Below are 22,822 nucleotides of genomic sequence, written 5' to 3'. Positions count from 1 at the left end.
ATTCAATGTCACATATTCAACAAACTACAGATCTTCCGTCAACAATGCGCGCGCTTGCACTGCTTGAGCCAAATGACGCGATTGCGTTATCTGAGCTGTCTGTGCCAGTACCGAGCCCTGAAGGCAATGAGCTCTTGATTAAAGTTGAATATGTGGGCTTAAATCATGGTGATGCCAACTTTGCAAAACAAGGTTTTTGCAAATGGCATTACCCCCATGTATTAGGCCATGATGCTGTTGGGGTGGTTGTTCAAGCAAATAAAGGTGTATTCCCTGGTGTGGGTGCACGTGTTGTTTGGCACGCCAGCCTTGGTGACCAAGGTGTGTTATCTGAATACACAACGGTACCAAACTATGCGGTATCGGTTGTGCCAGATAACGTATCACCGGCAGACGCTGCAACCTTACCTTGTTCAGGTATGACGGCATTAATTGCCCTTGATAAGTTACAGCTAAGCGAAGGGGATTCACTGTTTATTGATGCAGGTGCAGGCGGCGTTGGCCAATTCGCTATTCAATTTGCTAAGCAACGTGGTGCAACCGTGTTTACCACTGCCAGCAAACACAATCATAAGTTACTTAAGCAATTAGGTGCTGATGTGGTGTTTGATTACAAAGACCCAAAACTTGAAGATAAAATTCGCCGTGAATTAGGTCCGCAAGGTTTTGATGCGGTGCTTGATTGTATTGGTGGCGATACCACCATTCGCAATGTTGAGCTAATGCGCTTTTGTGGCCGTATTGCTTGTTTAAATGAATTACCTAAGTTTGAGCAAGAACTTATGTTTAGACGCGCACCAAATATTGGCATTGTATCCTTAGGCGGAGCGTGGCTTGCAAATAGCTTATGTGCGCAGCAAAAGCTAAGCTTTATGGGTAACTTATTACTCGATAATGCAGCCCGTGGCGAGATCAAACTGCCACAAATTCATGCCGTTGATTTTACCCCAGAAGCTGTTTCAGCCGCTTTAAATAAACAACTTGCTGGTGGTTTTACCGGAAAACAAGTTGTGCAGGTAAGCGGTTAATCTTGCAAACTCACTGCCCAGTCATACTGTTTGATGGTCAGTGTAATCTGTGCCATTTTTGTGTGCGGTTTATTATTCGCTTTGATAAGCAAATAACCTTTAAGTTATGCCCAATGCAAAGCGATAAAGGTGAGCGTTTATTAAAGGCTTACAAAGTTAAAGATCCACTATCCTCAATGGTAGTCATTGATAAAAACCAGCTATATAAACAAAGTGACGCTGTGTTATTTATCGCGACACAATTAGGTTTTCCTTTCTCTTTAACTAAGGTGTTCAAGCTACTGCCAAAAGGTTTTCGCGATCGTATGTATGATTGGGTTGGTCGTAATCGTTATCGGTTTTTTGGCAAACAGACACAGTGTAAGTTACTGACCGAAGAACAAAAGCAGCACTTTTTATAAACATTTTAAGTAAAGCTTGCTATTCTCGTTATTGGGAACAACTCACAATAATAAGAATATGAACATCCTCTTTCTAATCTTTAGTTCGGCCTACATTGCTTTACTGCTATTACAGCCAGCATTGCCTCAGCCTTTTATGGCGCTATTTAAAATATCCCCAATCTGCTTTTTGATTGTGATGGTGCTAAAAGGGCGCAGTCAGTTACAAAATCGCACTTTTATTACTTTATTATTTGCTCTTAGTTTTTCAGCACTAGGTGATGTGTTGCTAGCCCTTGATACGGGGCAACTGTTTATAGGCGGTTTAGCGGCATTTTTTGTAAGCCACGCTTTTTATATCATTACCATGTTGCCAATTAAAAACTGGCGGCTAGACGTTGTACTCCTTTATCTATTTTTGGCCATCATTGTTTTTTGCTTATTTTATCCAAACCTGAATGACATGCTCATTCCGGTACTTTTCTATATGTTGGTACTCACCATAATGGCAAGTTTTACTTGGATGACGGATAAATCGAACGGCTTTTTAGTGTTAGGTGGGGCCGTGTTTGTTATATCAGACTCTATCCTTGGCCTTAACCGTTTTTATTTAGAAATAGTGCATGCAGATATCGCAATAATGATAACGTATTACATTGCGCAATTTTGTTTGGTGACAGGATTTTTGCAGGCAACAAGTAAACATAAATAGCCGCAGTGGCTCAGTGGTGATTGCCGTGATAAAATATGCGCGTTTTAATTTTCGAGATTTTTCATGGCAAATACAGCGCACGCACTGCACATCCTTGTTAAGCACAAAGAACAAGCTGAAGACATTATCAAGCAACTCAAAAAGGGTGCTAAGTTTCAGACTCTAGCTAAAAAATATTCAACCTGTCCGTCGGGTAAAAAAGGCGGCGATTTGGGGGAATTCAGACGCGGTCAAATGGTGCCACAGTTTGACAAAGTAGCATTCAGCGGCGAAATCTTAGAGCCACACTTAGTGAAAACGCGCTTTGGTTGGCATGTAATTAAAGTGCTATACAGAACGTAAAGCCAAAACCTGCCTAAATAGTGTAAGACATGTTGTTAGTCTTATACTTTTCATCTCAGTGAGTTAAAGCGCTAGGTTTTAACTCATTTTTGGACATTTTCGCTTTAGAACTTTATCCTATAGATTGGAGTTTCAGATTAATATTTCTATGTGCTTCTGTCCCAGCGAGCTTGTGAGCGATTTAATGCGTTTGTTATCCCTAAATTGCGCCGATTTCACGCCTCATTTGCTCCATTAATTTATCTGTGTTGCTTTTGATTTCAACACCCAAGGCTAGAGCGCCCTTTTGGTAACTAGCAACTAAATCTTGCCTGTTTCCAGAAACGACTTTGACGAAGTTATTCATAAATTCATTTGAATGCTTCATAGCTTGGTCGGTAAGTGACTCAAGAGCATTTAAAGTGCTAAGCATTTCTTGAGTGGCTATTAATTTTATTCGGTTTGATTCGTGGCGAAGTTGCATAACTTCTTTCATACCATCTTGAGTTACAGATGAGATTTGAGAACCAAAAAGCGTAATAGCTGCAATTTCACCATCTTTATTTCCTGCTTCAGCAGCTTTGAGATAACTACTCATATACTGATCAACGATCGGTTGCATTCGTTCTAAAAGTTCAGTGTGGTTTCTTTTACCAAATTCATCGAGATGAGTTACATAGCGACTGTATTCGGTGGCCTTTAAATCAAATATCCTCAACCTTCGGTCAGCATCAAACCGAAGATTTTGTTCAAGTTCTTTGAGTTCTCTATCGTGTGTTTTCTTATTAAAGTACGCAAACACTAATGACAAAGTAGTTAAGATTGAAAATGCCCAAGTATAGAACTCTGGTGATTCTTGGACTAATTCATAAATTGCTTGCATGAGTTTCCTTTAGGCATAACAGCTTATTAGTGAGATCTTGCAAGGTACGCTACCTTGTAAGGTAGAAGGTCAAGCATGTACAGACACACTAGTAAGACTCAAAAAATTATCGTAAATCATACAGTAAAGTAAATACTGCCTCAGCACAATGCGAACAGGATGATGTATCGGTTCAATGCAATCCTGAGCTCGATAGATTGGAGTGAACCTCATTCAATGGACACTGTGCGTCACTACTAAAATTTAGCCAACAAGGCACAAGAGCATTCGATTGACGGCGTGGTGTTAAACTCGTTATGGGGCATAATCAAGGTAAGGCTTATGTTCTGATTTTGGCACAGAACTGTCCTTCAGCACCAACCCATTTATATCCAAAAATGGTTTTCTACGAATAAGTTTATACACGGAAAAGTGCCCAGAGTGTTTTTTAAACGTATATGTTGTGCACATTGTTACTGTGCGCTATTATTTCTATACTGATGCACAATAGGACAGTGCAAGGATATGGCTGTAAATTTTAAGGATGGGTGGCTCGAAGCATTCTATGAAGAGGATAAGCGGCATCGATTAATCCCTAAGGTTATTGAGAATGCTTTATATCGTAAGCTAGAAATATTAGATGCAGCAAAGGCTGAATCTGACTTAAGAGTACCACCAGGTAACCGGTTTGAACATCTTGAAGGTAACTTGAAAGATTGGTGTTCAATACGAGTGAACAAACAGTATCGATTGATTTTTAAGTGGGTTGATGGTGTAGCAGAAAACACCTATTTAGACCCTCATAAGTATTGAGGTAAGAGTTATGCGTATAACAAAGCGTCGTCCTGTGAGTGTAGGTGAAATGCTGAAGCTAGAGTTTTTAGAGCCTATGAACATTACATCAAAAACTTTAGCTGAAGCTATGGGTGTGCATAGAAATACGGTTAGTAACTTGATCAATGGCGGTAGCTTAACAGCGCCACTTGCAATTAAACTGGCTGCTGCCTTAGGGAATACACCCGAGTTTTGGCTTAATATCCAGCACTCTGTAGATTTATGGGATACGAGAAATCGTTATCAAGAAGAAGCTAAATCTGTAAAACCTTTGTTTTCTGCTCAAGAAACTTCACTACGTACATCACAAATTATTTAAAGAACTCATAACGTATATTTTTAATCCACTCTACAGGTTAGGCTGTTGAGTGTTCACACTTCAATTAGTTGCTTTGTACCAAGGAACTTTGTATTTATGGACTCTTTATCATAAGGACATTTTCAATTCATGATTAAAAACATAACTATTACAAAGCAAGATTACTTAGAGTACTCCAAATTTGCGGTGAGTAGGCTGTGTAATGCAAAAAGTAAAGCAAGCTCTAGTTTTCTTAAGAATATGATCATCTGGTTTGTATTGGCTGTAACTTTTATGTCTGTGTTCCAATTAAAGTCTATTCGTTTTAATGATTTTCATTGGCAATCTGCGCTGATCACAGCAATTCCTTTTTCGATATTACTTATTGTTTTTCTATACAACATTAATAAATTCAAAAGACTATCAATTCCAAATGATAATGGTTTAGTGATTGGAAAGAAAAGCTTAGAGTTTCAAGCTGACGGAATAACTGAAATAAATAGTCTAGGACATTGCTTCTATAAGTGGGAAGCAGTAGAAGTAATTGAAGAACACATAGGTAACGTTTATATCTTTGTCGATAAATTGTCAGCATTGATCATTCCGGCAAATTCATTTGCTAGTGAAGCTGAGAAAGACGAGTTAAAAGCTTTCGTACAGAAGTTTTTATAATTAGCTTTTCATCTGACAATATTTCGTGGCATGTAATGCACAGAGCCACGCTAACACACAGGTGTTAGCGTGCATCATTAACTTTGGAGCCAATTAGCTCACTCAACTAACTTAATTTAGTGTGGGCTGCACATCTAAGCCATACCCAAACATTACAGCTAATACCAATACAACCGATGCTGCGACCATTAGTTTAATTAGCAGTGGTAAACAGAATCTAAACCAATGTCCGTAAGGCACACCAGCCATGCCTAAAATGCCCATAAGTACAGCATTGGTAGGAATGATCATATTTGAAAAGCCATCACCAAATTGATAAGCAAGCACGGCGACTTGCCTTGGTACACCCACTAAATCACCTAGTGGCGCCATCAGTGGCATGGTGACATAAGCTTGCCCTGAACCTGAAGGAATAAAGGTATTCAGTAGGGTTTGAATAACCAGCATGCCAATTGCTGATATTTCAGCTGATACATAAGAAAGCGGTAACGACATGCCATGTACAAGGCTATGCAGGATTTGGCCGTCTTCTAAAATAAGTGCGATACCCCGTGCAACACCAATTAACACTGCGGTGGTCACAAGATCAGATACGCCTTCTATAAATTTGTTTGCGGCTTCATCAGCAGAAAGTTTGCCTAAAATGGCGACAACCACACCCCAAGCAATAAAAACACCACCTAGCTCGTATAAGTACCAGCCCTTCGTTGCGATGCCCCATACTGCAATTGCAAGGGTAATAATAAAGCTGCCTAAAACTAGTTTATGGCGCAGGGCAAGTGCTGGGTAACTTGTTGCTGTTTGATTTTCCAGTGGGCAAGGCACGCCAATCATCATCGATTTAGACGGATCGTTCGCTACCTTTTTGGTGTATTGCCAAACATGATGAAAACCAATGAGCACAAATGGAATAAATATAGCTAAACGTAACCATAGGCCAGAGTAAACAGGAATACCTGCAATTTGTTGCGCGATTAATACCGTAAATGGGTTAAATGCCGAAACCCCATAACCAATACCATAACCTGCAACTATCATACCTACGGCAGTCATTGCATCTAGGCGCATTGCCTTACAAAGCGCTACAAGAATAATAACAAAAGGAATATATTCGCCGGCGGTACCAATACTGCTTGATGCTAAGGCAAAGCAAAACACCACCATAAAGATTAATCGTTGTGGTTTTTTACCGTGTCGCTCTAAAAGCCTACCAATGAGAGCATCAACAGTGCCTGTGGCACGTGCAACAGCTAATACACCGCCAACAATTAACACAAAGAAAATAACATCTTGAGCAGCAGCAAAAGCGCGAGGTATGGCTTGTAATAAATCCCATGGAGTTAAGTAATGGCGCTCAGCAACTGTTTGATAGGTGCCCGCAACAACCATTTCTCGGCCTGATTCACTTAATGTAGTAGTGAAAAAACCTTGTGGTACTAACCAGGTAGCAATAAGCGCAACAACCATCATGCCCAGCAGCAGTATCAGGGTATGTGGAACTTTAAAACGTAAACCCATTTATTCTCCGTAATTATGTTAGGTTAAATTCTTGAAATCATAACATGATAAAAGCTGATAGGTTGTCTCTAAAATGCCCACACTGTTAATGATTGTAATAATTCAGATACAAAAAAGGCCAGAAAACTGGCCTTATAAAGTTTATTTGAATTTTATTTAGCTAACCCAAATGGGTCATCAATGCTGTGAGCAGGCTCGGTAAACCAGCGCGGACCTTCGTCTGTCATATAAAAATGATCTTCTAAGCGAATACCAAACTCATCCGGTATTACTAACATGGGTTCGTTACTAAAACACATACCTGGTGCGAGTGGGGTAGGGTTACCACCAACTAGGTATGGCCATTCATGAATATCTAAACCAATGCCATGGCCTGTTCTGTGTGGACAGCCTGGTGTTTGATACTCTGGACCCATGCCATTTTCGGCTAGGTACTGCCTTGCAGCATCGTCTACTTTGCCACATGGCTCACCATTTTTTGCGGCAGCAAAAGCAGCAAGTTGGGCATTTTTCTCGTGTTGCCAAAACGTACGTTGGCGATCGGTTGCTTCACCAAATACATAAGTACGGGTAATGTCAGAGAGGTAATCATGTACTTTACAGCCAGTATCAATCAGTACCACATCACCTTTTTTAAGGGTTTGCGGGTTTTTAACGCCATGCGGGAAAGACGACGCAACACCAAATAACACAATACAAAAATAGTTACCCGGTGCGCCGACTTTTTGGTGCGCTTTTTTAATAAAGGCTTCAACTTCAGTGGTGGTGATACCTTCATAAAGCATACTTGCCGTCGCTTTGTGTACTTCTAAAGTCATGTCCATTGCACGTTGCATTAAGGCAAGTTCGCTGGCTGATTTATGCATGCGGCAGTGAGCTGTTACGCACTGTGCGTTAACAATGTTGTAATCGCCGTTCGCTTTATTAATACCGTCGTAGATAAAAAATTGTGCGCTTTCATCAATACCAAGGGTGCCATTTTTGCTAATGCCCATTTCTGTAAGAACATCTACACACAGTTGATAAGGGTTTTCGTGCTCTTGCCAGCCACGAATTGGGCCATCAATCACCATAAAATCGTTTAAGCTGCCGATTTCAAAAAACGGCGCTATGTATTGCACATCACCTTTAGCAGGTAAAATAGCGCCAACTAAACGCTCACTTGCGTACCAACGCATCCCTGTAAAGTAGGCTAGGTTAGTGCCTGCATTTAAGTAAATTGCATCAATATTGTTTGCTTGCATATACGCTTGTGCTTTTGCGATACGCGCATGAAATTCGTCATTTTGAATAGGGGTTAAATCTGTTGTCATATCTGACAAAGAGTCAAGCGCCTGCTCTGGCGTTTGTGTGCCAATACCATATGTTGTCATTGTGTACTCCTTGGTTTTTTGTGCATTGTGGCTTGAGTAAACAGTTGATGCAAACTCACTGCGACTAATCGCATAATATTCGTATTTATGGCTATAACTGTTAGCATGCGCAAAAAATAAGGAGCGACAATGCAAGTTAATTACTTAAAAAGACAAGCTGAATTTAAAGCCTTGCTAGAACAACAAGGTTACAGCGCCATGTTAGTACTTGGTCATGAAAATATTCGTTACTTAAGTGGTTTTAGCGGTAATGCTGCTTATGCATTAATTACTCAAAATGCGTGTGTGTTGATCACTGATTACCGATACCACCAACGTGCAATTGCAGAAACAACAGGGTTTGAAGTTGTTTGTCGAGACAGAGACAACGAAACCCTTGGCCATTGTATAAACAAGCACCTTAACCCAAACAGCCATGTCGCATTTGATGCAAGCTATGTCACGGTAGCAATTTGGCAAGGTGTGGCAGATGAGCTAAGCGGCCACACATTAACTGCGGTAAACGGTTTAATTGAAAAACTAAGACGCGTTAAAGACAACTGGGAAGTTGCACAAATTAAAGCTGCTGCGGCCATCGCTGATGAAGCATTAGCACAAACGCTACCTTATTTTAAACCGGGTGTAACTGAGCGAGACCTTGCCTTAGAGCTTGAATTTAGAATGCAAAAGCTTGGTTCAGAAGGAATGTCGTTTGCCACTATCATGCTATTTGCAGAACGCTCTGCCTTACCGCATGGTAACCCGTCAGATCAGGTTTTAAAGCAAGGTGACTTTGTAACCCTTGACTTTGGTGCTGTTGTAAATGGCTATCGCTCTGATATGACTCGCAGTTACATCATTGGCGAAGCGTCAGAAAAACAAACCCGTATTTATAATACTGTACTCGATGCACAAAATGCGGCACTTGAAATGGTTAAACCAGGTGTTAACTGTTTAGATTTAAATGCCATGTCAAACAAGGTGATTGCTGAGGCGGGCTTTGGTGAGTACGCAGGTAAAGGCCTGGGCCATGGTTTAGGGCTATTTTTACATGAAGTGCCATTTATTAACACATTGACAGACTACAACCTTGAAGTTGGTAATGTGATCACTATTGAGCCTGGCATTTATATACCAGGCTACGGTGGTGTGCGCCTAGAAGATGACATAGTTGTCACCGAATCTGGCTTTGAGGTGTTAACCCATGCGCCTAAGCCATTTATAATCTAGTGCTTAAATTAAAGGTTACTTTTTAGCATACGCTAAGCGGGCTAAACGTTCAGTTACATGGTAACTATCAAGCCCGCTCACTGCGACTGTACCAATGGATTCAATATCGACAAAGCCATCTTCTTGCAAACACGCCTCATCTAAATAAATGTCGGTTATTTCACCTATGATCAGCTCAGTGCCATTGATGGCAAGGTGGTGGTGTTCTCTCAGCTCAAGCGCATATTTAAGCTTACTTTCTTTAACAAAAGGCGCTGTAAAGTCATTTAGGTATTCAGTACTGAGCCCTGTTGCATCAAATTCAGACTCGTCCTTGTCGTAGCGTGCCGATGTTTGATGTGCTTTATTATAAATGTCTTTGTTTACGTGGTTAATCGTGTACTGTTTAGTGGCTAATAAGTTCTCTAGGGTATGGCGAGGCACTGAATGGGGCCTAATTATCATACCCACTAAAGGGGGATGTGCGCCAAGATGAAATACTGAACTTACAATCGCTAAGTTAGTTTGGCCGTTGCTATCTTGAGTGCCGACTAAGTTGGCACTTTTAAACCCCGACAAACTATTAATTAAATGAGCGCGATAGCGGTTTTCTAAATCAGCAATGGCTTGTTTTGTTAAATGCATAAATTTCCTGTTACCAGTCTATGGGTTTTCCTTGCCAGTCAAAGTAGGCAGGATTTTGTGATTGTTGTAAAAAGTCAGCATCACTTATCAATGAATACAATTGCTCGGCTACAAACTCAGGGGTAAATAGCTTTCCTTCGGGTACATTTGCCTGAAAGGGTTTTGATAATGGCGTATCAGTAGTACCTGGGTGAAATAACACGCAGTGGCATTTTTTATAGCGTCTGCTAAGTTCAATTGCTGCAGATTTAAATAACATATTTAATGCCGCCTTCGATGCCCGATAGCTATACCAACCGCCTAACTTGTTATCACTAATGCTACCAACACGTGCACTAAGGGCACACACCACAGTTGAAACTTGTGGCTTCAAAAGCGTTGAGAATAAACCCACACAGCGAATTGGTAGTAGAGCGTTTGTGGTCATGCTATTTATAAAGTGCTGCTCAGATATTTGTTCAAGTTTACGTTCAGGCGCATTATCTGGATCATGCAATAAGCCGTTAAATATCATCAACTGGGCCAAATCATAGTGGCCACCGGCAAGTTCTTTCGCAATGCCACTCAAGCTTTGCTCTGAGTAGTCAGTAATAAAATGCTGGTGGCTTATCTCATTGCTTACAGATTCATTAAAACTTGCCTTAAATTCACCTCGGCTGATGGTTACGATATGACCCGTGTTTATTCGTTTATGAAGAGTAGTGAAATAGGCATTTGCAATTTCACTGCTTGCACCGCACAAAATATAGAGTTGCATTTTTGACCTGTTCTAAAAATATTTGAAAATTTTTTCGCTCAAAATATCACCAACTAATAAAATGATAGTAGCTCTGTTTGTCTTGATCTAACCGTACAAACACATAAAAAAAGGCGGGTAAAGATTTGACCATGCAAACATTAAGGATGCCTTAATTTACGGGGATTTTATCTTTTTAATTGGTAAGTCCATTTTACCAATTGAGCTGGCTTTAACGCTTTGCAGCTGACTAAGCTGCGTATTTATTACACTTTTATGTTTATAGATTGGTTATTCTTTTTTACGAGTATGTTAGAAAATTCGATCTATTAAATTAACGCTGACAATGATATTAATAAAAGGGATCAGTATCTAGCTGCGTTCGTGCTTGGCTAAATACTGTGCAGTAAGTACTTTCAACTTAGTTAAAGAAAGGAGTATGAGAATGAGTGAACAATACGCTGCACTTCGCGGTAATGTTAGTATGCTTGGACAAATGCTGGGTCAAACCATTAAAGATGCACAAGGACAAGCCATTTTAGATAAGGTAGAAGAGATTCGCGCTTTATCTAAATCGTCACGTAGTGGTAACGAAGCCGACAGACAAGCGCTTATCGAAGTACTACACGCTCTCACAGATGAAGAACTATTACCGGTTGCACGCTCATTTAATCATTTTTTGAATCTTGCTAATGTTGCTGAACAATTTCATACCGTATCGCGCTTTAATGATGTTGGTTTTTGCCAACTAAACCCTCTCACTCAAACATTAAAAGCGTTAGCAACAGCATCAAAGCAAGGTCAAGTTGATCCTAATCACTTGGCACAAACACTCTCAAAACTCCACATCAATTTAGTACTGACGGCTCACCCAACTGAGGTGACACGCCGTACAATGATTAATAAACACGTTGAATTAAGTGATTGTCTTGCCTCTTTAGAGCGTAAAGATAACCTACCTAGTGAACGTGCAGATTTATTAAATCGTATTGCCCAACTTATTAGCCAAGCGTGGCATACCGACGATATTCGTCGTTCACGCCCAACGCCAATTGATGAAGCTAAATGGGGTTTTGCGGTTATTGAAAATAGCTTATGGCACGCTGTTCCGCGTTTCTTACGTGAGTTTGGCGAAGACGTAAAAGCAGAGCTTGATCTAGAGCTACCTATTGATTTCAGCCCAATTGAATTTACTTCATGGATGGGCGGCGACCGTGATGGTAACCCGTTTGTAACTGCTGAAGTCACACAGCAAGTACTTGATCATGGCCGCTGGATGGCACTTGATTTGTATTCGCGTGATATCGAAACGCTAAGCAATGAGCTATCTATGTCGGATGCAAGTGATGAGCTTATTGAGCTTGCCGGCCAAGACTTTGAACCTTATCGTGCGGTACTTAAAAAATTAAAGAATCAAATTGCTGAAACGGTGACGCATTTGGGCGCTAAAATAAAGAAAAAGCGCACTGATTCTGAAGATTTAATTACCGATATCGCGCAAATTAAGCACCCAATCGAAGTGTGTTATCGCTCGCTTATTAAAACCAACATGAAAGTAGTTGCCGATGGCTTGCTGCTTGATGTTCTGCGCCGTATTAATAGCTTTGGTCTGCGCCTTGCAAAACTTGATGTACGTCAGGATTCATCGCGTCATGGTGATGTTTTCTCGGAGCTAACACGTTATTTAGGTTTAGGTGATTACCATCAATGGCAAGAAGAAGACAAACAAGCGTTTTTACTTGCTGAGCTAAACTCTCGACGTCCGCTAATTCCAAAACATTGGCAACCAAGTCCAGAAGTACAAGAGGTGCTAGATACATTCGATGTAATCGCAGCGCAAGATGCTCAAACATTTGGCTTGTATATTATCTCGATGGCACGTACCGCATCTGATGTGCTGGCAGTACAGTTACTGCTTAAAGAAAGTGGTTGTAAGTTTAACTTACCGGTTGCGCCATTATTTGAAACGTTAGACGACTTAAATAATGGTAAAGAGGTTATCGAATGTTTACTTGATAACACCTGGTACCGTGGTCATATTCAAAACCAACAAAATGTCATGATCGGCTACTCTGACTCAGCAAAAGATGCAGGTATGATGGCTGCCGGTTGGGCACAATATGAAGCTATGGATAAACTTGTTCAATTAGCCGAAAATCGCGGTATTGAACTTATTTTATTCCACGGCCGTGGTGGTACTGTTGGTCGCGGTGGCGCGCCAGCTGCCCAAGCACTTCGCTCACAGCCTCCAGGTTCATTAAAAGGTGGCCTACGTGTAACAGAGCAAGGTGAAATGATCCGCTTTAAGTTTGGTTTGCCTGCTGTAGCGCTACAAAGCTTAAATATTTATGCCGGTGCTGTTCTTGAAAGTAACCTGCTGCCACCGCCAGAGCCTAAGAGCGAATGGCGTGATGTTATGGAGCTTATTAGTGCAGATTCTTGTGAGCATTACCGTCAAGTTGTGCGCCATGATGAAAACTTTGTGCCTTATTTTAGAATGGCAACCCCAGAGCAAGAGCTTTCTAAATTACCACTTGGTTCTCGCCCTGCGAAGCGTAACCCGAACGGTGGGGTAGAAAGCCTTCGTGCTATTCCATGGATTTTTGCATGGAGCCAAAACCGTTTAATGCTGCCAGCTTGGTTGGGTGCATTAACAGGCCTTAAAGCTGCTTTAGATAAGTATGGCATCGAGACACTTCATGAAATGAGCTTAAAATGGCCATTCTTCCGTGCTCGTTTAGAGATGCTAGAAATGGTATTTAGTAAAGCAGATACATGGTTAAGTGCGCATTACGATGATGCATTAGTAACTGAGCAATATAAGCCATTAGGCGTGAAGCTACGTCAAGAATTGAGCGAAGCTATTGAACTTGTTCAATCGCTTAGCCCACAAAAGAGCCTGCTTGCAGACCAACCTTGGATCAAAGAGTCAATCGCACTTCGTAACCCGTACACAGATCCACTTAACTTATTACAAGTCGAGTTACTGCGTCGTTCACGCGAAGCTGACGAGGGCTCTGAAGGCGATATTGATAATGCCTTGATGATCACTATGACAGGTATCGCTGCAGGTATGCGTAATACCGGTTAATAGCTGGTGTCATCAACCAATCGAGCATCGATTGGTAGGCTAATAACAAATCGTGCGCCGTGGTTACATGACTCGGCGCTTATTTTCCCTCTAAGATTATATTTTACCGCATTAAATACTACGTTTAAGCCAAGCCCTAGATGGTTTCCACCTAGATTTGTTGTATAAAAAGGCGTAAATATTTCATGTAGGATCTCATCATTGATACCGACACCGTTATCTTGATAGGTAATTTCAACCACATGTGTATAGGCTTTAACTGTTACCTCGACAACACCTTGATCAGAATTAACAAAGCCATGCTCGCAGGAATTTATAACCAAGGTTTTTAATACATCACTTAAGATAGTTGGATATGACGTAATAACTGCCTCATCACCATGAATTTTAAACTCAATTTGTTTACCAAGATGTTTGCTCAAAGGGCATAAACGATGATTAAGAAAGCTTGGCAGCTGTATTTTGCTCATCGGTTTATCAAGGTGTATCGACACATTGAGCGCTTTGAATTCTTCGACAATTCCAGCAAGTCGATTAATGCTACTAATCACCAGCTCTTTAGCGCTATTGGTATCAGTGATGAACTTATGAAAATGCTTGCTAGAGAGCTCTCGGGCTTTAAATTTTTCTTCTAAACCTTCCATGTAATCATCGATTAATGAACTTGCGGTCACTATTGTGCCAATAGGGGTATTAAGTTGATGCGCCATACCAGATACCAGTGCTGTTAAAGAGGCTATTTTTTCAATTTCAATCAGATGATCTTGCGTATCTTTTAACTGCTCTAATGCTTTAGCTAATTTTTGTTTTTGTTTGTCTATGCTGTTGATTGCGATAAATGAGCCAAATAAAATAACGACTAAACAAATGCTTACTACAATCGTGAGATCTTTAAATGCATTCGCTTTAGTGGCTTTTATTTGCTCAGCACGAGTTAGGTTAGAAATTCTTACTTCTTTTGCGGCAACATCGGCTTCTGCAAGTGCTTTTGCTAAATTCACTTTGGCTTGTCTGGTTAAAATAGCGGCGTTAATGTACGAATATTGTTTATAAGCGCTGAGTGCATTTACATAATTTTTTTGTTTCTCGTAAAGCTCTGCAGTTAATTTTGCAATCGATAATAGGGCTTCAAAATTAGTATGGCTAACAGTGTGTGTATCAACGGATGCAAGTGTATTGAGTGCTTTGTCAGTGTGTCCTTGTGCTTCATACGTTTCTGCTAAACATAAAATAATATTAAGTTGCTCATTCTCAAGCTGTTTATTTTCAATGAGTGTTGAAGCCTCGTTGAGTACCTTTTCTGAGTCTTCTAAAAAACCTTGAAAACGTAATACTTTGGCTTTTAGAACAAGGCTTGAAGCAAGGTGAGTGGTGTAGTTGTGTTGGCTTTGCAGCCCAATAGCTTCATTGATAACCTTGAGTGCATTTGAGTACTGTTTTAATCCAATTAAAGCAAGCGCTAAGTTATTGCTAGCAAATGATTCGTTGAGAGTTTGATTTTTTCTGTGGGCATAATCTCGATAGTATGTGAACGAGTCTGCAGCTTCTTTATAACGGTTTAAACGTAGCTTTACCAAAGCGATATTATTTTCGGTTTGATAAATTAAACGCTCATCTCGAGATTGTGCAAATGGCATGGCATCGCGATAGTACACTAAGGCTTCTTCATATAGACCTAAACGCGCATAAATCCCACCAGAAATATTGAAATAGCCATACATGAGGTCTTTTTCATCAGATTGAGAAACCATATTCATGTACTTAACAATGGTTTCCATGGCTTGTTCTAGCTTGTCAGTCTCAAGCAAAAACCAAGCTTTATAATTAGTGACTATAATCTTTTGTTCTAGTGTTAGTTCGGTAGTTTCAATTAGCGCATTTACAAACTCAAGCCCTTCTTGAGGTGAACTGGCGTAGCTTTGCCTTATTGAGGTTCTAAGCTTTTCAAATTCTTTAATGGGCATCGCTTTAGGTGTTGTTGAAATTAATAAAATCAACAAGGTAAAGCCAAATAATATAACCAATCGCGCTTTCATGACACACCAATCCATTTAAAAGTGAGCTTAAAAAACGCTCACCCATTTTGCTGTCTAAATAACGCTAAATATTATAAATTTTAACTAAATATAGGTTTATCTGAAAAAGCTGATTCTATGAAAGGAAAACTCATACTTGTGTCTAAAGTAAATAAGATATGAATTTGCATAACAACTCTTTAAAGTAGATCTAATCCTAAAATCTGAATTTTGCAACTGGTCATACCTATTTTATTGCGAGGTATTGACTAGAGAGGCGATATTAATAAAATAGCCCAGCTTTTTGATTCAGCTACCGTTAAGCCAAATCAACCTCCACGCTTTTTTTAGAGTAACTTATGCCAAACGTGTCTACTTGCATCACTTATGATGCATCGACGTCACTCGTGATGATGACGTTAAGAGGGACTGCTAGTGCACAGGATGTGATAAATTTTTACCAAATTGCCCAACAATATTCAGAATTACATGGGTCAGAGAAAATACTCGTTGATGTGTCTGAGATGACGCACAATTTCGCACCTGCTGATTTATTCACCATTATGCCGGAAGTGGCAAACTCTTTGAAAGAAACTGTTGTAGCAATAGTTGTAAGTTTTGATGGTTTTATGCACGACTTATTTATGCAAAAAGCAAAGCGCTATAACTTACAAGCTGAAAACTTTGAATGTTTTAACAAAGCAAAAAATTGGCTGGTTCGTCAATAATTGGTCGAGCTAGTCATCGCTATTTTGTTGTGTATATCTGGGCTTACAAATATCGCTAATTTTTAGCTTTTATTATGCGATTTACCTTGATGTTTACCGCCAAAACCTAGCAATTCATTACGTAACCTTTTAAACTGTTTAGCCAATTAATAATTATAATTTGTTATGACAGCAACTAGGATAGATGCAAGCAAACTAGCTCAAAATTCAGAGCCGTTTAGCTTCAATGAACAACAAAAAAATTCTCTTTTTGCCCAGCTTAAACAGCAACGTGGCATCTTATCTCAATCTGATATTTCTTCTCTTTGTCAGCAGTTTCAAGTTAGCCAACTTGAGTTACTAAAAGCCTGTGTAGCCGTCGCAAGTTTATTTTCTGTCGCGCCTATTTCTAAATTCTATGTGGGCGCTATTGCTGTAGGGTTAAACAAGCAAGGCGAGACAAATTTCTATTTTGGCGCAAATGTTGAGTTTTCTCATCAAGCATTGAGTTTGGTCGTTCATGCTGAGCAATCAGCCATTAATAATGCATGGCTTAATGGCGCGCAAGCAGTGTTAAAAATTGCTATTAGCGATGCACCTTGTGGTTACTGCCGTCAATTTATGAATGAATTGAGCACCGCAGACTCACTTGAGATTTTATTGCCAGAACGCGATTTTAATCTTCATGAGTTATTACCTTATTCATTTGGCCCGAAAGACCTAGGCAATGAAGCCTGTTTATTTTCTAATAAGCAAAGCGATAAACAGTTTACTGATCTTTCGATTGCTGATAATAAACTTATTCAATTGGCACTCAATGCATACGTGCCTTACACAGGTAACTTTAGTGCGGTTAAATTAACGACTTTTGATGAAGGTGACTTTTACGGAAGTTATGCTGAAAATGCAGCCTATAGCCCAAGCCTTTCGCCATTACAAAGTGCATTGAGTCAGTTTTATCTTGCGGGCTTAACCTTTGATGATAAAACAGTTAAGTCAATCACCTTGTTAGAAACACAAGGGGCAGAAAATCAATATGAGGTGGCTAAAAGTGTGCTGGCAAGCTTTGCAAACCCACCAGCATTTGAGCATTGTGTTGCTAAACTAGTTTAGCAATAGTTTTGCAGCTTCAATGACGACGGCGACTGATTTTTTCTCAATCTCGCCGTGGTCAACATTCGGAATTTCTTGTTTAGTACGATTTACTAATACCCCTGCAACACAGGCTGCGCGTAAGCCAAGGGCAGCACACATAGTAAATAGTGTTGCTGATTCCATTTCATAATTCATCACGCCTAGTTTTTGCCACTCTTCACAGCTGCCTTGGAATGAGCGAGGAACATAGCCAGAATAAGTATCGTAACGTTCTTGACCCGGGTAGAAAGTATCACTCGATGCAGTAATACCAATGTGGAAATTAATTCCTAGCTTATCACATGCATTTACCATCGCTTGTGTTGCAAAGAAGTCAGACACAGCAGGGTAGCTTAGTGGTGCGAAATGCTGGCTAGCACCATCTAAACGAACTGAAGCTTGGCTAATTAAAATGTCGCCTTCGTTAATGTGTGGCTGAATTGCACCGGTCGTTCCAATACGCAAAAAGGTATCAATACCTAGCTGAGCAAGCTCTTCAACAGCAATTGATGTAGATGGGCCGCCAATACCGGTAGAACAAACTACAACGCTGTGCCCGTTTAGCTCACCTCGGTATACATGAAATTCACGGGTCTTCGCTAAGCATTCAGGGTTATCGAGAAGTGTTGAAATGCGTGCTGAGCGGTCAGGATCGCCAGGGACAATCGCAAGGGTTGCGCCGTTTAAGTCCTGACGAGTAAGCCCTAAGTGAAATACCTTTTCCATTATTAAACCTTATTTTTGTCTAAAGCGTAATACTTTAATCATATGTGTTTAAAGTACAGGACAGATGTCCTATTAGATCACCAATGTTGCAAGAATTGCACAGATAACCTAAACCTAAAGAAGTAACGATAAAAGAGGATATATTATGCCTGCTTCATCTTCTATGAGTAAACACCATGAGTTTGCACGCTGTTTAGAAAGCTCGAAAATTTCAATTGGTGCGCCTTTTCATTGGTTAGCACTTGCATTTAAAGATATCGCTAATGCGCCCATACTGAGTCTAGTCTACGGATTAGTATTTACCTTGATACCTGCGACTATCATGTATTTTGTTTATCAGTTTGATACGCACTTAGTTATATTGCCTGCAGTCGTTGGCTTTGCATTAATTGGCCCTGCTTTTGCTGCCGGACTTTACGATGTTGCATGGGAGCTTGAAAAAGGCCACAAACCCACTTTAATGCACAGCCTTAAATCGATGTTTAGAAACCCAGCAGGTGAATGGGGCTTTGCGGTGTTATTAATGGTAATTATGATTGTTTGGATGCGCTTAGCTGCACTTATTCATGCATTGTACCCGAACGTTGTTAACCCGAGTTTTGAGCAGTTATCTGCGTTTTTAACGCTAGGTAGTATTGTTGGTGGTATTTTACTGGTCACTGTATTTGCGATTTCAGCATTTACCCCGCAAATTATGATGGAACGCCGTGTTGATATTATGACTGCGGTAATTTCTTCGATGAACGCGGTTAAAACCAATTTTGGTGCTATGGTTGTTTGGGCTGGCTTGATCTTGTGTTTAGTGTTTGTCGGCTTTATTACAGGCACTGCTGGGTTTATCGTTATTATGCCTTTATTGAGCTATGCCAGTTGGCATGCCTACATTGCAGTAATCAAAACCAAGAAGCCAAGAGGCTATGAATAATGAGTATTCACTTCGTTTGAATATAAATCTATAGCGGCAATCACCTAGGTTGCCGCAAAATTTGACTTTCTTTTCGCGCATGTTATACCTGCCAAAATACAGCGCTCTTATTTGACTAGAGCAGTTTAAATTCATCTGCATTAAAATTATAACCATTTAATATCAGTGAGTTATAGGTTTGGTTGAGCAAGTGATTGTTGACTCTCAAAAATCCAGACTATACACAAACTTAATTGCGTAACTTTTTTAATTACGCATGAATATGCAGATAAAGATCAGCGGAGTAGAGATGAGTAACACACAAAAAGCCTTCCACGAAAAACTAAGTCAGTGTCTTTGTCCTCCTGGCGATGGCGTATTTACAGTTAATACAGCAAAAGAACGTAAAGATGCGCTGCGTACTAAATTATACGGCCAAACAGATAATGTTGATGTGCTTTGGAAAGAGTCACTTGAAACACTGGCAGAGTCTGAACACAAAGCAGTAATTTTAGGTATTAGCTCTGACTGTGGCGGTGGTATTTTACGTGGTGCTAACTGGGGTCCATTATTTTTACGCTCTACCTTGATTGATCAACAACCACAAGCGCGCGCCTTTGATTTAGGTGATGTTCGTGTGATCCCACATTTACTTCATGATAAATACCTTAACGATGCAACCATTACAAACTGTCAAAAAGCGTTATATGCTGATGAAAACAGCGAATATCATGTATCGCCTTTGTCTATCACTGAAGATGTCTGTGACGGCTTTTATGCCAATTACCCAGATAAGGGGATTTTTGGTATCGGTGGTGACCATTCAATTAGCTACCCGCTGACAAAAGCTTACTTAAAAGCAAAGCGTGATGCGGGTAAACGCACTGCAATCATTCATTTTGATGCTCATACAGACTTATTAGTAGAACGTTTAGGTATCGATTTATGCTTTGGTTCATGGTGTACACATATTCTTGAGTACTTACCAGCTCCACGCAACTTAATTCAATTTGGTATCCGCTCTAGTGGTAAGCCTAAGCAACATTGGGAAGACACGTTTGGTGTTAAACAACATTGGGCACATGAAATCATTGAACGTGGCGCTAAAGCAGTTGCTGAAGAAGTAATTGCACAGCTTAAAGCAGATAATGTTGATGAGCTTTACGTGAGCTTTGATATTGATGCACTTGATGAAAGCTTTGCTTCAGCGACAGGAACACCAGAAGCCGGTGGTTTAACACCTCAGCATGCATTAGACATTCTAGTTGCATTGGCTGACGAGTTCCCAATTACTGGTGCTGACATGATGGAAATTGCACCATTCACAGACAGCTCATTAATCGGTCAGACAAGTTCTGAAACAACGCTAAGAGAAGGCGCTAAAATCTCAGCGTTTTTGATTAATGCAATGAATAAGTAATTGACTCTAGAGCGGAAACACCCTGTTTCCGCTCATTCCTTTTTACTAAATAATATTTCAATATCTGCAACTTCGAGCTATATTATTATAAAAAATAATTATAATTTATTTGGTATCGCTCATCATGCGCACAATTTTAACCCTGTCATTGCTGCTTTTTCTGCAACCTTGTTTTGCAGCGATCACTGTGGTGACTGAAAACTTTCCTAATTTTCAATACCTAGATGAAAATGGCGTATTAACTGGCACTGTGGTTGATAAAGTTAAATCAGGTTTAGAAAAAAGTGACGTAGATTATAAGCTGTCAGTAAATTCTTGGTCAATTTCATATAACGCTGCATTGCGTGATAGCAATACCTGCATCTTTTCTATGGCAAGGCTTCCGGCACGCGAAGATAAGTTCACTTGGGTAGCGAAAATTGGTGGCTTTTCGGCGTCATTTTATTCGTTTAAATCTGAGGAAGTAACTATAGCTAACATAGATGAAGCTAAGAAATACCGAATTGCAGTATTAAAAAATAACTATTCACACATTTACCTAAAAGAAAACGGCTTTGATGAGCGTAATCAGCTGATCTTACTTGATAGTTTTGACAACATTTACGATGTACTGAAAAGCAGACGCTCAAGTATAGATTTAGTTATCCTTAGTGATGAGCAATTTAAATATGAGCGCGATAACGACAGCACCCTTGAAGATTTAAAACCGATATTTAAACTGCCCGTTGGCACACCTCAGTTATACTTTGCCTGCAATAAAAATATCAATCCTGTGACTCTTGAAAAATTAAATAAAGGCTTTGCTGCAAACGATTAAAAATAGCACTTGTTGATTACTACAAAGTGGCTATAATCAGCTGCTTTTTGTCCATTCTCGCCAAACTCTATGTAGCCTAAACGAGCAAAAAGTTGTTTGCATTCAACACTCTGAATGCGCTTAATTATTAGGAGCTACAATGAGTGATTTACTCATTATCATGATTTTAATTTTGATCAGTGCATTGTTTGCAATGAGCGAAATTGCGATTGCGGCATCTCGTAAGATCAAATTACGAGTGATGGTGGACGAAGGCAACAAAAAAGCCCAAGCAGTGCTTAGCTTGCAAGAGCAACCTGGGGCATTTTTTGCCATGATACAAATTGCCCTCAACGCAATTGCCATTCTAGGTGGTATTGTTGGTGAGCAAGCATTATCTCCTTACATAGAACAAATCTTAGGCATGATTTATCAAGGCCCGTTATTGAGTCAAATCAGCTTTTTAATTTCGTTTTTGAGTATTACCTCTTTGTTTATTTTATTTGCTGACTTATTACCTAAACGGTTAGCCATGATTATGCCAGAGGCGGTTGCGGTAAACGTGGTGTCCATTATGCGCTGGGTGACTTTTGCGCTCACTCCTTTTGTTGTTTTCTTTAATGGTATAACTAATTTGGTTTTACGCGCGTTTAAAGTACCCGCTGAACGAGAAGATATTGTCACCACAGAAGACATCGTTGCGATGATGGATGCAGGGGCAGAATACGGCAGCTTACAGCAACAAGAATATGAGCTAATTGGCAATGTATTTGATTTAGAAGCACGTTTTTTATCGAGTGTGATGACTCCTCGCGATCAAATTGTGTTTTTTGATGTAAAAGCCGATGCTCAAGAAGTTGCAACCAAAATTATTGAGCACCCTCATAATCACTTTTTAGTCTGTGATGGTAGTTTAGATAAATTAATTGGCTCGGTTGAATCAAAAGATATCCTACGCAAGGTGCTAAAAGGGCAAACTGCCGAAATCGATAATGAATTAATAAGCCAAGATATTTTTTATTTGCCAGAAACATTGAGTCTTTCCGAGGCGCTAAATACTTTTAAAAAAGCGGCAGAGCCGTTTGCCGTAGTGGTTAATGAGTACGCGCTAATGGTAGGTATTGTTACTGTTAAAGATTTAATGAAAGGATTTATGGGCGACTTAATTAGCCACCAGGGTGAAGAGTTAATTATTCAACGTGATAATTCATCTTGGCTGGTCGATGGTTTAACACCTGTGGTTGAGCTTGCTAAGGTACTTGAAATTGAAGAGTTCCCTGAACAGTCTCATTACGAAACAGTCGCAGGGTTTTTGATCTACACCATGAAACGCCTGCCTAAACGCGCCGAGTTTATAAACTATGCTGGCTATAAGTTTGAGGTTGTTGATGTTGAAGGGGTGAAAGTCGAGCAACTACTTGTTACTCGAATTTCGGATACTGTTTAGGCCGCCGATTGCGGC

22 protein-coding genes are annotated in these 22,822 nt (G+C 40.1%); 15 read left to right on the top strand and 7 right to left on the bottom strand.

Annotated elements, in window-relative coordinates:
• Positions 1–5: 5 nt before the first annotated feature.
• The 4 genes from HUS61_RS05705 (at position 6) to ppiC (ending at position 2,462) form a co-directional block, all read left to right on the top strand.
• Entirely contained in the window at positions 6–1,028 is a 1,023-nt protein-coding gene (locus tag HUS61_RS05705; RefSeq protein ID WP_175080092.1) for a zinc-binding dehydrogenase, read from the top strand.
• A 2-nt stretch (positions 1,029–1,030) separates the two neighbouring features.
• Entirely contained in the window at positions 1,031–1,429 is a 399-nt protein-coding gene (locus HUS61_RS05700; protein WP_258535938.1) for a thiol-disulfide oxidoreductase DCC family protein, read from the top strand.
• Positions 1,430–1,487: 58 nt separating this feature from the next.
• Entirely contained in the window at positions 1,488–2,120 is a 633-nt protein-coding gene (locus tag HUS61_RS05695; protein WP_175081471.1) for a lysoplasmalogenase, read from the top strand.
• Between the two features lie 63 nt (positions 2,121–2,183).
• Positions 2,184–2,462, top strand: a complete 279-nt coding sequence (gene ppiC / locus HUS61_RS05690) for a peptidylprolyl isomerase PpiC (protein ID WP_054552145.1) — start codon at positions 2,184–2,186, stop codon at positions 2,460–2,462.
• 199 nt (positions 2,463–2,661) lie between these two features.
• Here the strand turns inward: ppiC and HUS61_RS05685 are convergent, their stop codons facing one another.
• Entirely contained in the window at positions 2,662–3,324 is a 663-nt protein-coding gene (locus HUS61_RS05685; RefSeq protein WP_175081470.1) for a hypothetical protein, read from the bottom strand.
• A gap of 504 nt (positions 3,325–3,828) precedes the next feature.
• Between HUS61_RS05685 and HUS61_RS05680 the strand changes: the two genes are divergently transcribed.
• The 3 genes from HUS61_RS05680 to HUS61_RS05670 all read left to right on the top strand — a co-directional run bounded on the left by HUS61_RS05680 (position 3,829) and on the right by HUS61_RS05670 (position 5,107).
• Entirely contained in the window at positions 3,829–4,116 is a 288-nt protein-coding gene (locus HUS61_RS05680) for a type II toxin-antitoxin system RelE/ParE family toxin (RefSeq protein WP_175081469.1), read from the top strand.
• A 10-nt stretch (positions 4,117–4,126) separates the two neighbouring features.
• A complete protein-coding gene (locus HUS61_RS05675) occupies positions 4,127–4,456 on the top strand; it encodes a HigA family addiction module antitoxin (RefSeq protein WP_175081468.1) in 330 nt (109 codons plus the stop codon).
• 129 nt (positions 4,457–4,585) lie between these two features.
• Entirely contained in the window at positions 4,586–5,107 is a 522-nt protein-coding gene (locus tag HUS61_RS05670) for a YcxB family protein (RefSeq protein ID WP_175081467.1), read from the top strand.
• A gap of 111 nt (positions 5,108–5,218) precedes the next feature.
• Here HUS61_RS05670 and HUS61_RS05665 read toward each other — a convergent pair whose 3' ends face one another.
• Positions 5,219–6,625 (bottom strand): YfcC family protein, encoded by a 1,407-nt coding sequence (locus tag HUS61_RS05665; protein ID WP_175080086.1) that lies wholly within the window; start codon positions 6,623–6,625, stop codon positions 5,219–5,221.
• 152 nt (positions 6,626–6,777) lie between these two features.
• Positions 6,778–7,998, bottom strand: a complete 1,221-nt coding sequence (locus HUS61_RS05660; protein WP_175081466.1) for a Xaa-Pro peptidase family protein — start codon at positions 7,996–7,998, stop codon at positions 6,778–6,780.
• 129 nt (positions 7,999–8,127) lie between these two features.
• Between HUS61_RS05660 and HUS61_RS05655 the strand changes: the two genes are divergently transcribed.
• Positions 8,128–9,207 (top strand): Xaa-Pro peptidase family protein, encoded by a 1,080-nt coding sequence (locus tag HUS61_RS05655; protein ID WP_175081465.1) that lies wholly within the window; start codon positions 8,128–8,130, stop codon positions 9,205–9,207.
• A 15-nt stretch (positions 9,208–9,222) separates the two neighbouring features.
• Here the strand turns inward: HUS61_RS05655 and HUS61_RS05650 are convergent, their stop codons facing one another.
• Both HUS61_RS05650 and HUS61_RS05645 read right to left on the bottom strand, forming a co-directional pair.
• Positions 9,223–9,831: a flavin reductase family protein gene (locus HUS61_RS05650; protein WP_175081464.1), complete on the bottom strand. Its 609-nt coding sequence runs from the start codon at positions 9,829–9,831 to the stop codon at positions 9,223–9,225.
• Between the two features lie 10 nt (positions 9,832–9,841).
• Positions 9,842–10,588, bottom strand: coding sequence for an SDR family NAD(P)-dependent oxidoreductase (locus HUS61_RS05645; protein ID WP_175081463.1), 747 nt, complete (start codon positions 10,586–10,588; stop codon positions 9,842–9,844).
• A 424-nt stretch (positions 10,589–11,012) separates the two neighbouring features.
• Between HUS61_RS05645 and ppc the strand changes: the two genes are divergently transcribed.
• Positions 11,013–13,658 (top strand): phosphoenolpyruvate carboxylase, encoded by a 2,646-nt coding sequence (gene ppc / locus HUS61_RS05640; protein WP_062565520.1) that lies wholly within the window; start codon positions 11,013–11,015, stop codon positions 13,656–13,658.
• On the opposite strand, the gene HUS61_RS05635 is transcribed toward ppc, so the two are convergent.
• The gene (locus HUS61_RS05635) at positions 13,655–15,694 is read right to left on the bottom strand and encodes an ATP-binding protein (RefSeq protein ID WP_175081462.1); all 2,040 of its coding nucleotides are present in this window, start codon (positions 15,692–15,694) and stop codon (positions 13,655–13,657) included. The genes ppc and HUS61_RS05635 overlap by 4 nt on opposite strands.
• A gap of 338 nt (positions 15,695–16,032) precedes the next feature.
• On the opposite strand from HUS61_RS05635, the gene HUS61_RS05630 reads away from it, so the two are divergent.
• The gene (locus tag HUS61_RS05630; RefSeq protein WP_175081461.1) at positions 16,033–16,401 is read left to right on the top strand and encodes a hypothetical protein; all 369 of its coding nucleotides are present in this window, start codon (positions 16,033–16,035) and stop codon (positions 16,399–16,401) included.
• Between the two features lie 165 nt (positions 16,402–16,566).
• Positions 16,567–17,493, top strand: a complete 927-nt coding sequence (gene cdd / locus HUS61_RS05625; protein ID WP_175081460.1) for a cytidine deaminase — start codon at positions 16,567–16,569, stop codon at positions 17,491–17,493.
• Here the strand turns inward: cdd and udp are convergent.
• On the bottom strand, positions 17,485–18,240 hold the full coding sequence (gene udp, locus HUS61_RS05620) for a uridine phosphorylase (RefSeq protein WP_058584290.1): 756 nt from the start codon (positions 18,238–18,240) through the stop codon (positions 17,485–17,487). The genes cdd and udp overlap by 9 nt on opposite strands.
• Positions 18,241–18,385: 145 nt before the next feature.
• Between udp and HUS61_RS05615 the strand changes: the two genes are divergently transcribed.
• The 4 genes from HUS61_RS05615 (at position 18,386) to HUS61_RS05600 (ending at position 22,807) form a co-directional block, all read left to right on the top strand.
• Positions 18,386–19,165: a DUF2189 domain-containing protein gene (locus HUS61_RS05615; protein ID WP_054564098.1), complete on the top strand. Its 780-nt coding sequence runs from the start codon at positions 18,386–18,388 to the stop codon at positions 19,163–19,165.
• 289 nt (positions 19,166–19,454) lie between these two features.
• On the top strand, positions 19,455–20,564 hold the full coding sequence (locus tag HUS61_RS05610) for an arginase family protein (RefSeq protein ID WP_062565515.1): 1,110 nt from the start codon (positions 19,455–19,457) through the stop codon (positions 20,562–20,564).
• Between the two features lie 124 nt (positions 20,565–20,688).
• Positions 20,689–21,381 carry an ABC transporter substrate-binding protein gene (locus HUS61_RS05605; RefSeq protein ID WP_175081459.1) on the top strand — a complete coding sequence of 231 codons (693 nt, stop codon included), beginning with the start codon at positions 20,689–20,691 and terminating at the stop codon, positions 21,379–21,381.
• Between the two features lie 139 nt (positions 21,382–21,520).
• Complete coding sequence (locus HUS61_RS05600) at positions 21,521–22,807, top strand: hemolysin family protein (RefSeq protein WP_175081458.1); 1,287 nt, start codon at positions 21,521–21,523, stop codon at positions 22,805–22,807.
• The last annotated feature ends 15 nt before the right edge of the window (positions 22,808–22,822 follow it).

Origin of the sequence: Pseudoalteromonas sp. 0802, from assembly GCF_013350085.1 — a bacterium.
In the GTDB taxonomy this organism is placed as follows: domain Bacteria; phylum Pseudomonadota; class Gammaproteobacteria; order Enterobacterales; family Alteromonadaceae; genus Pseudoalteromonas.
This window is presented reverse-complemented; position numbering and strand designations above follow the sequence as displayed.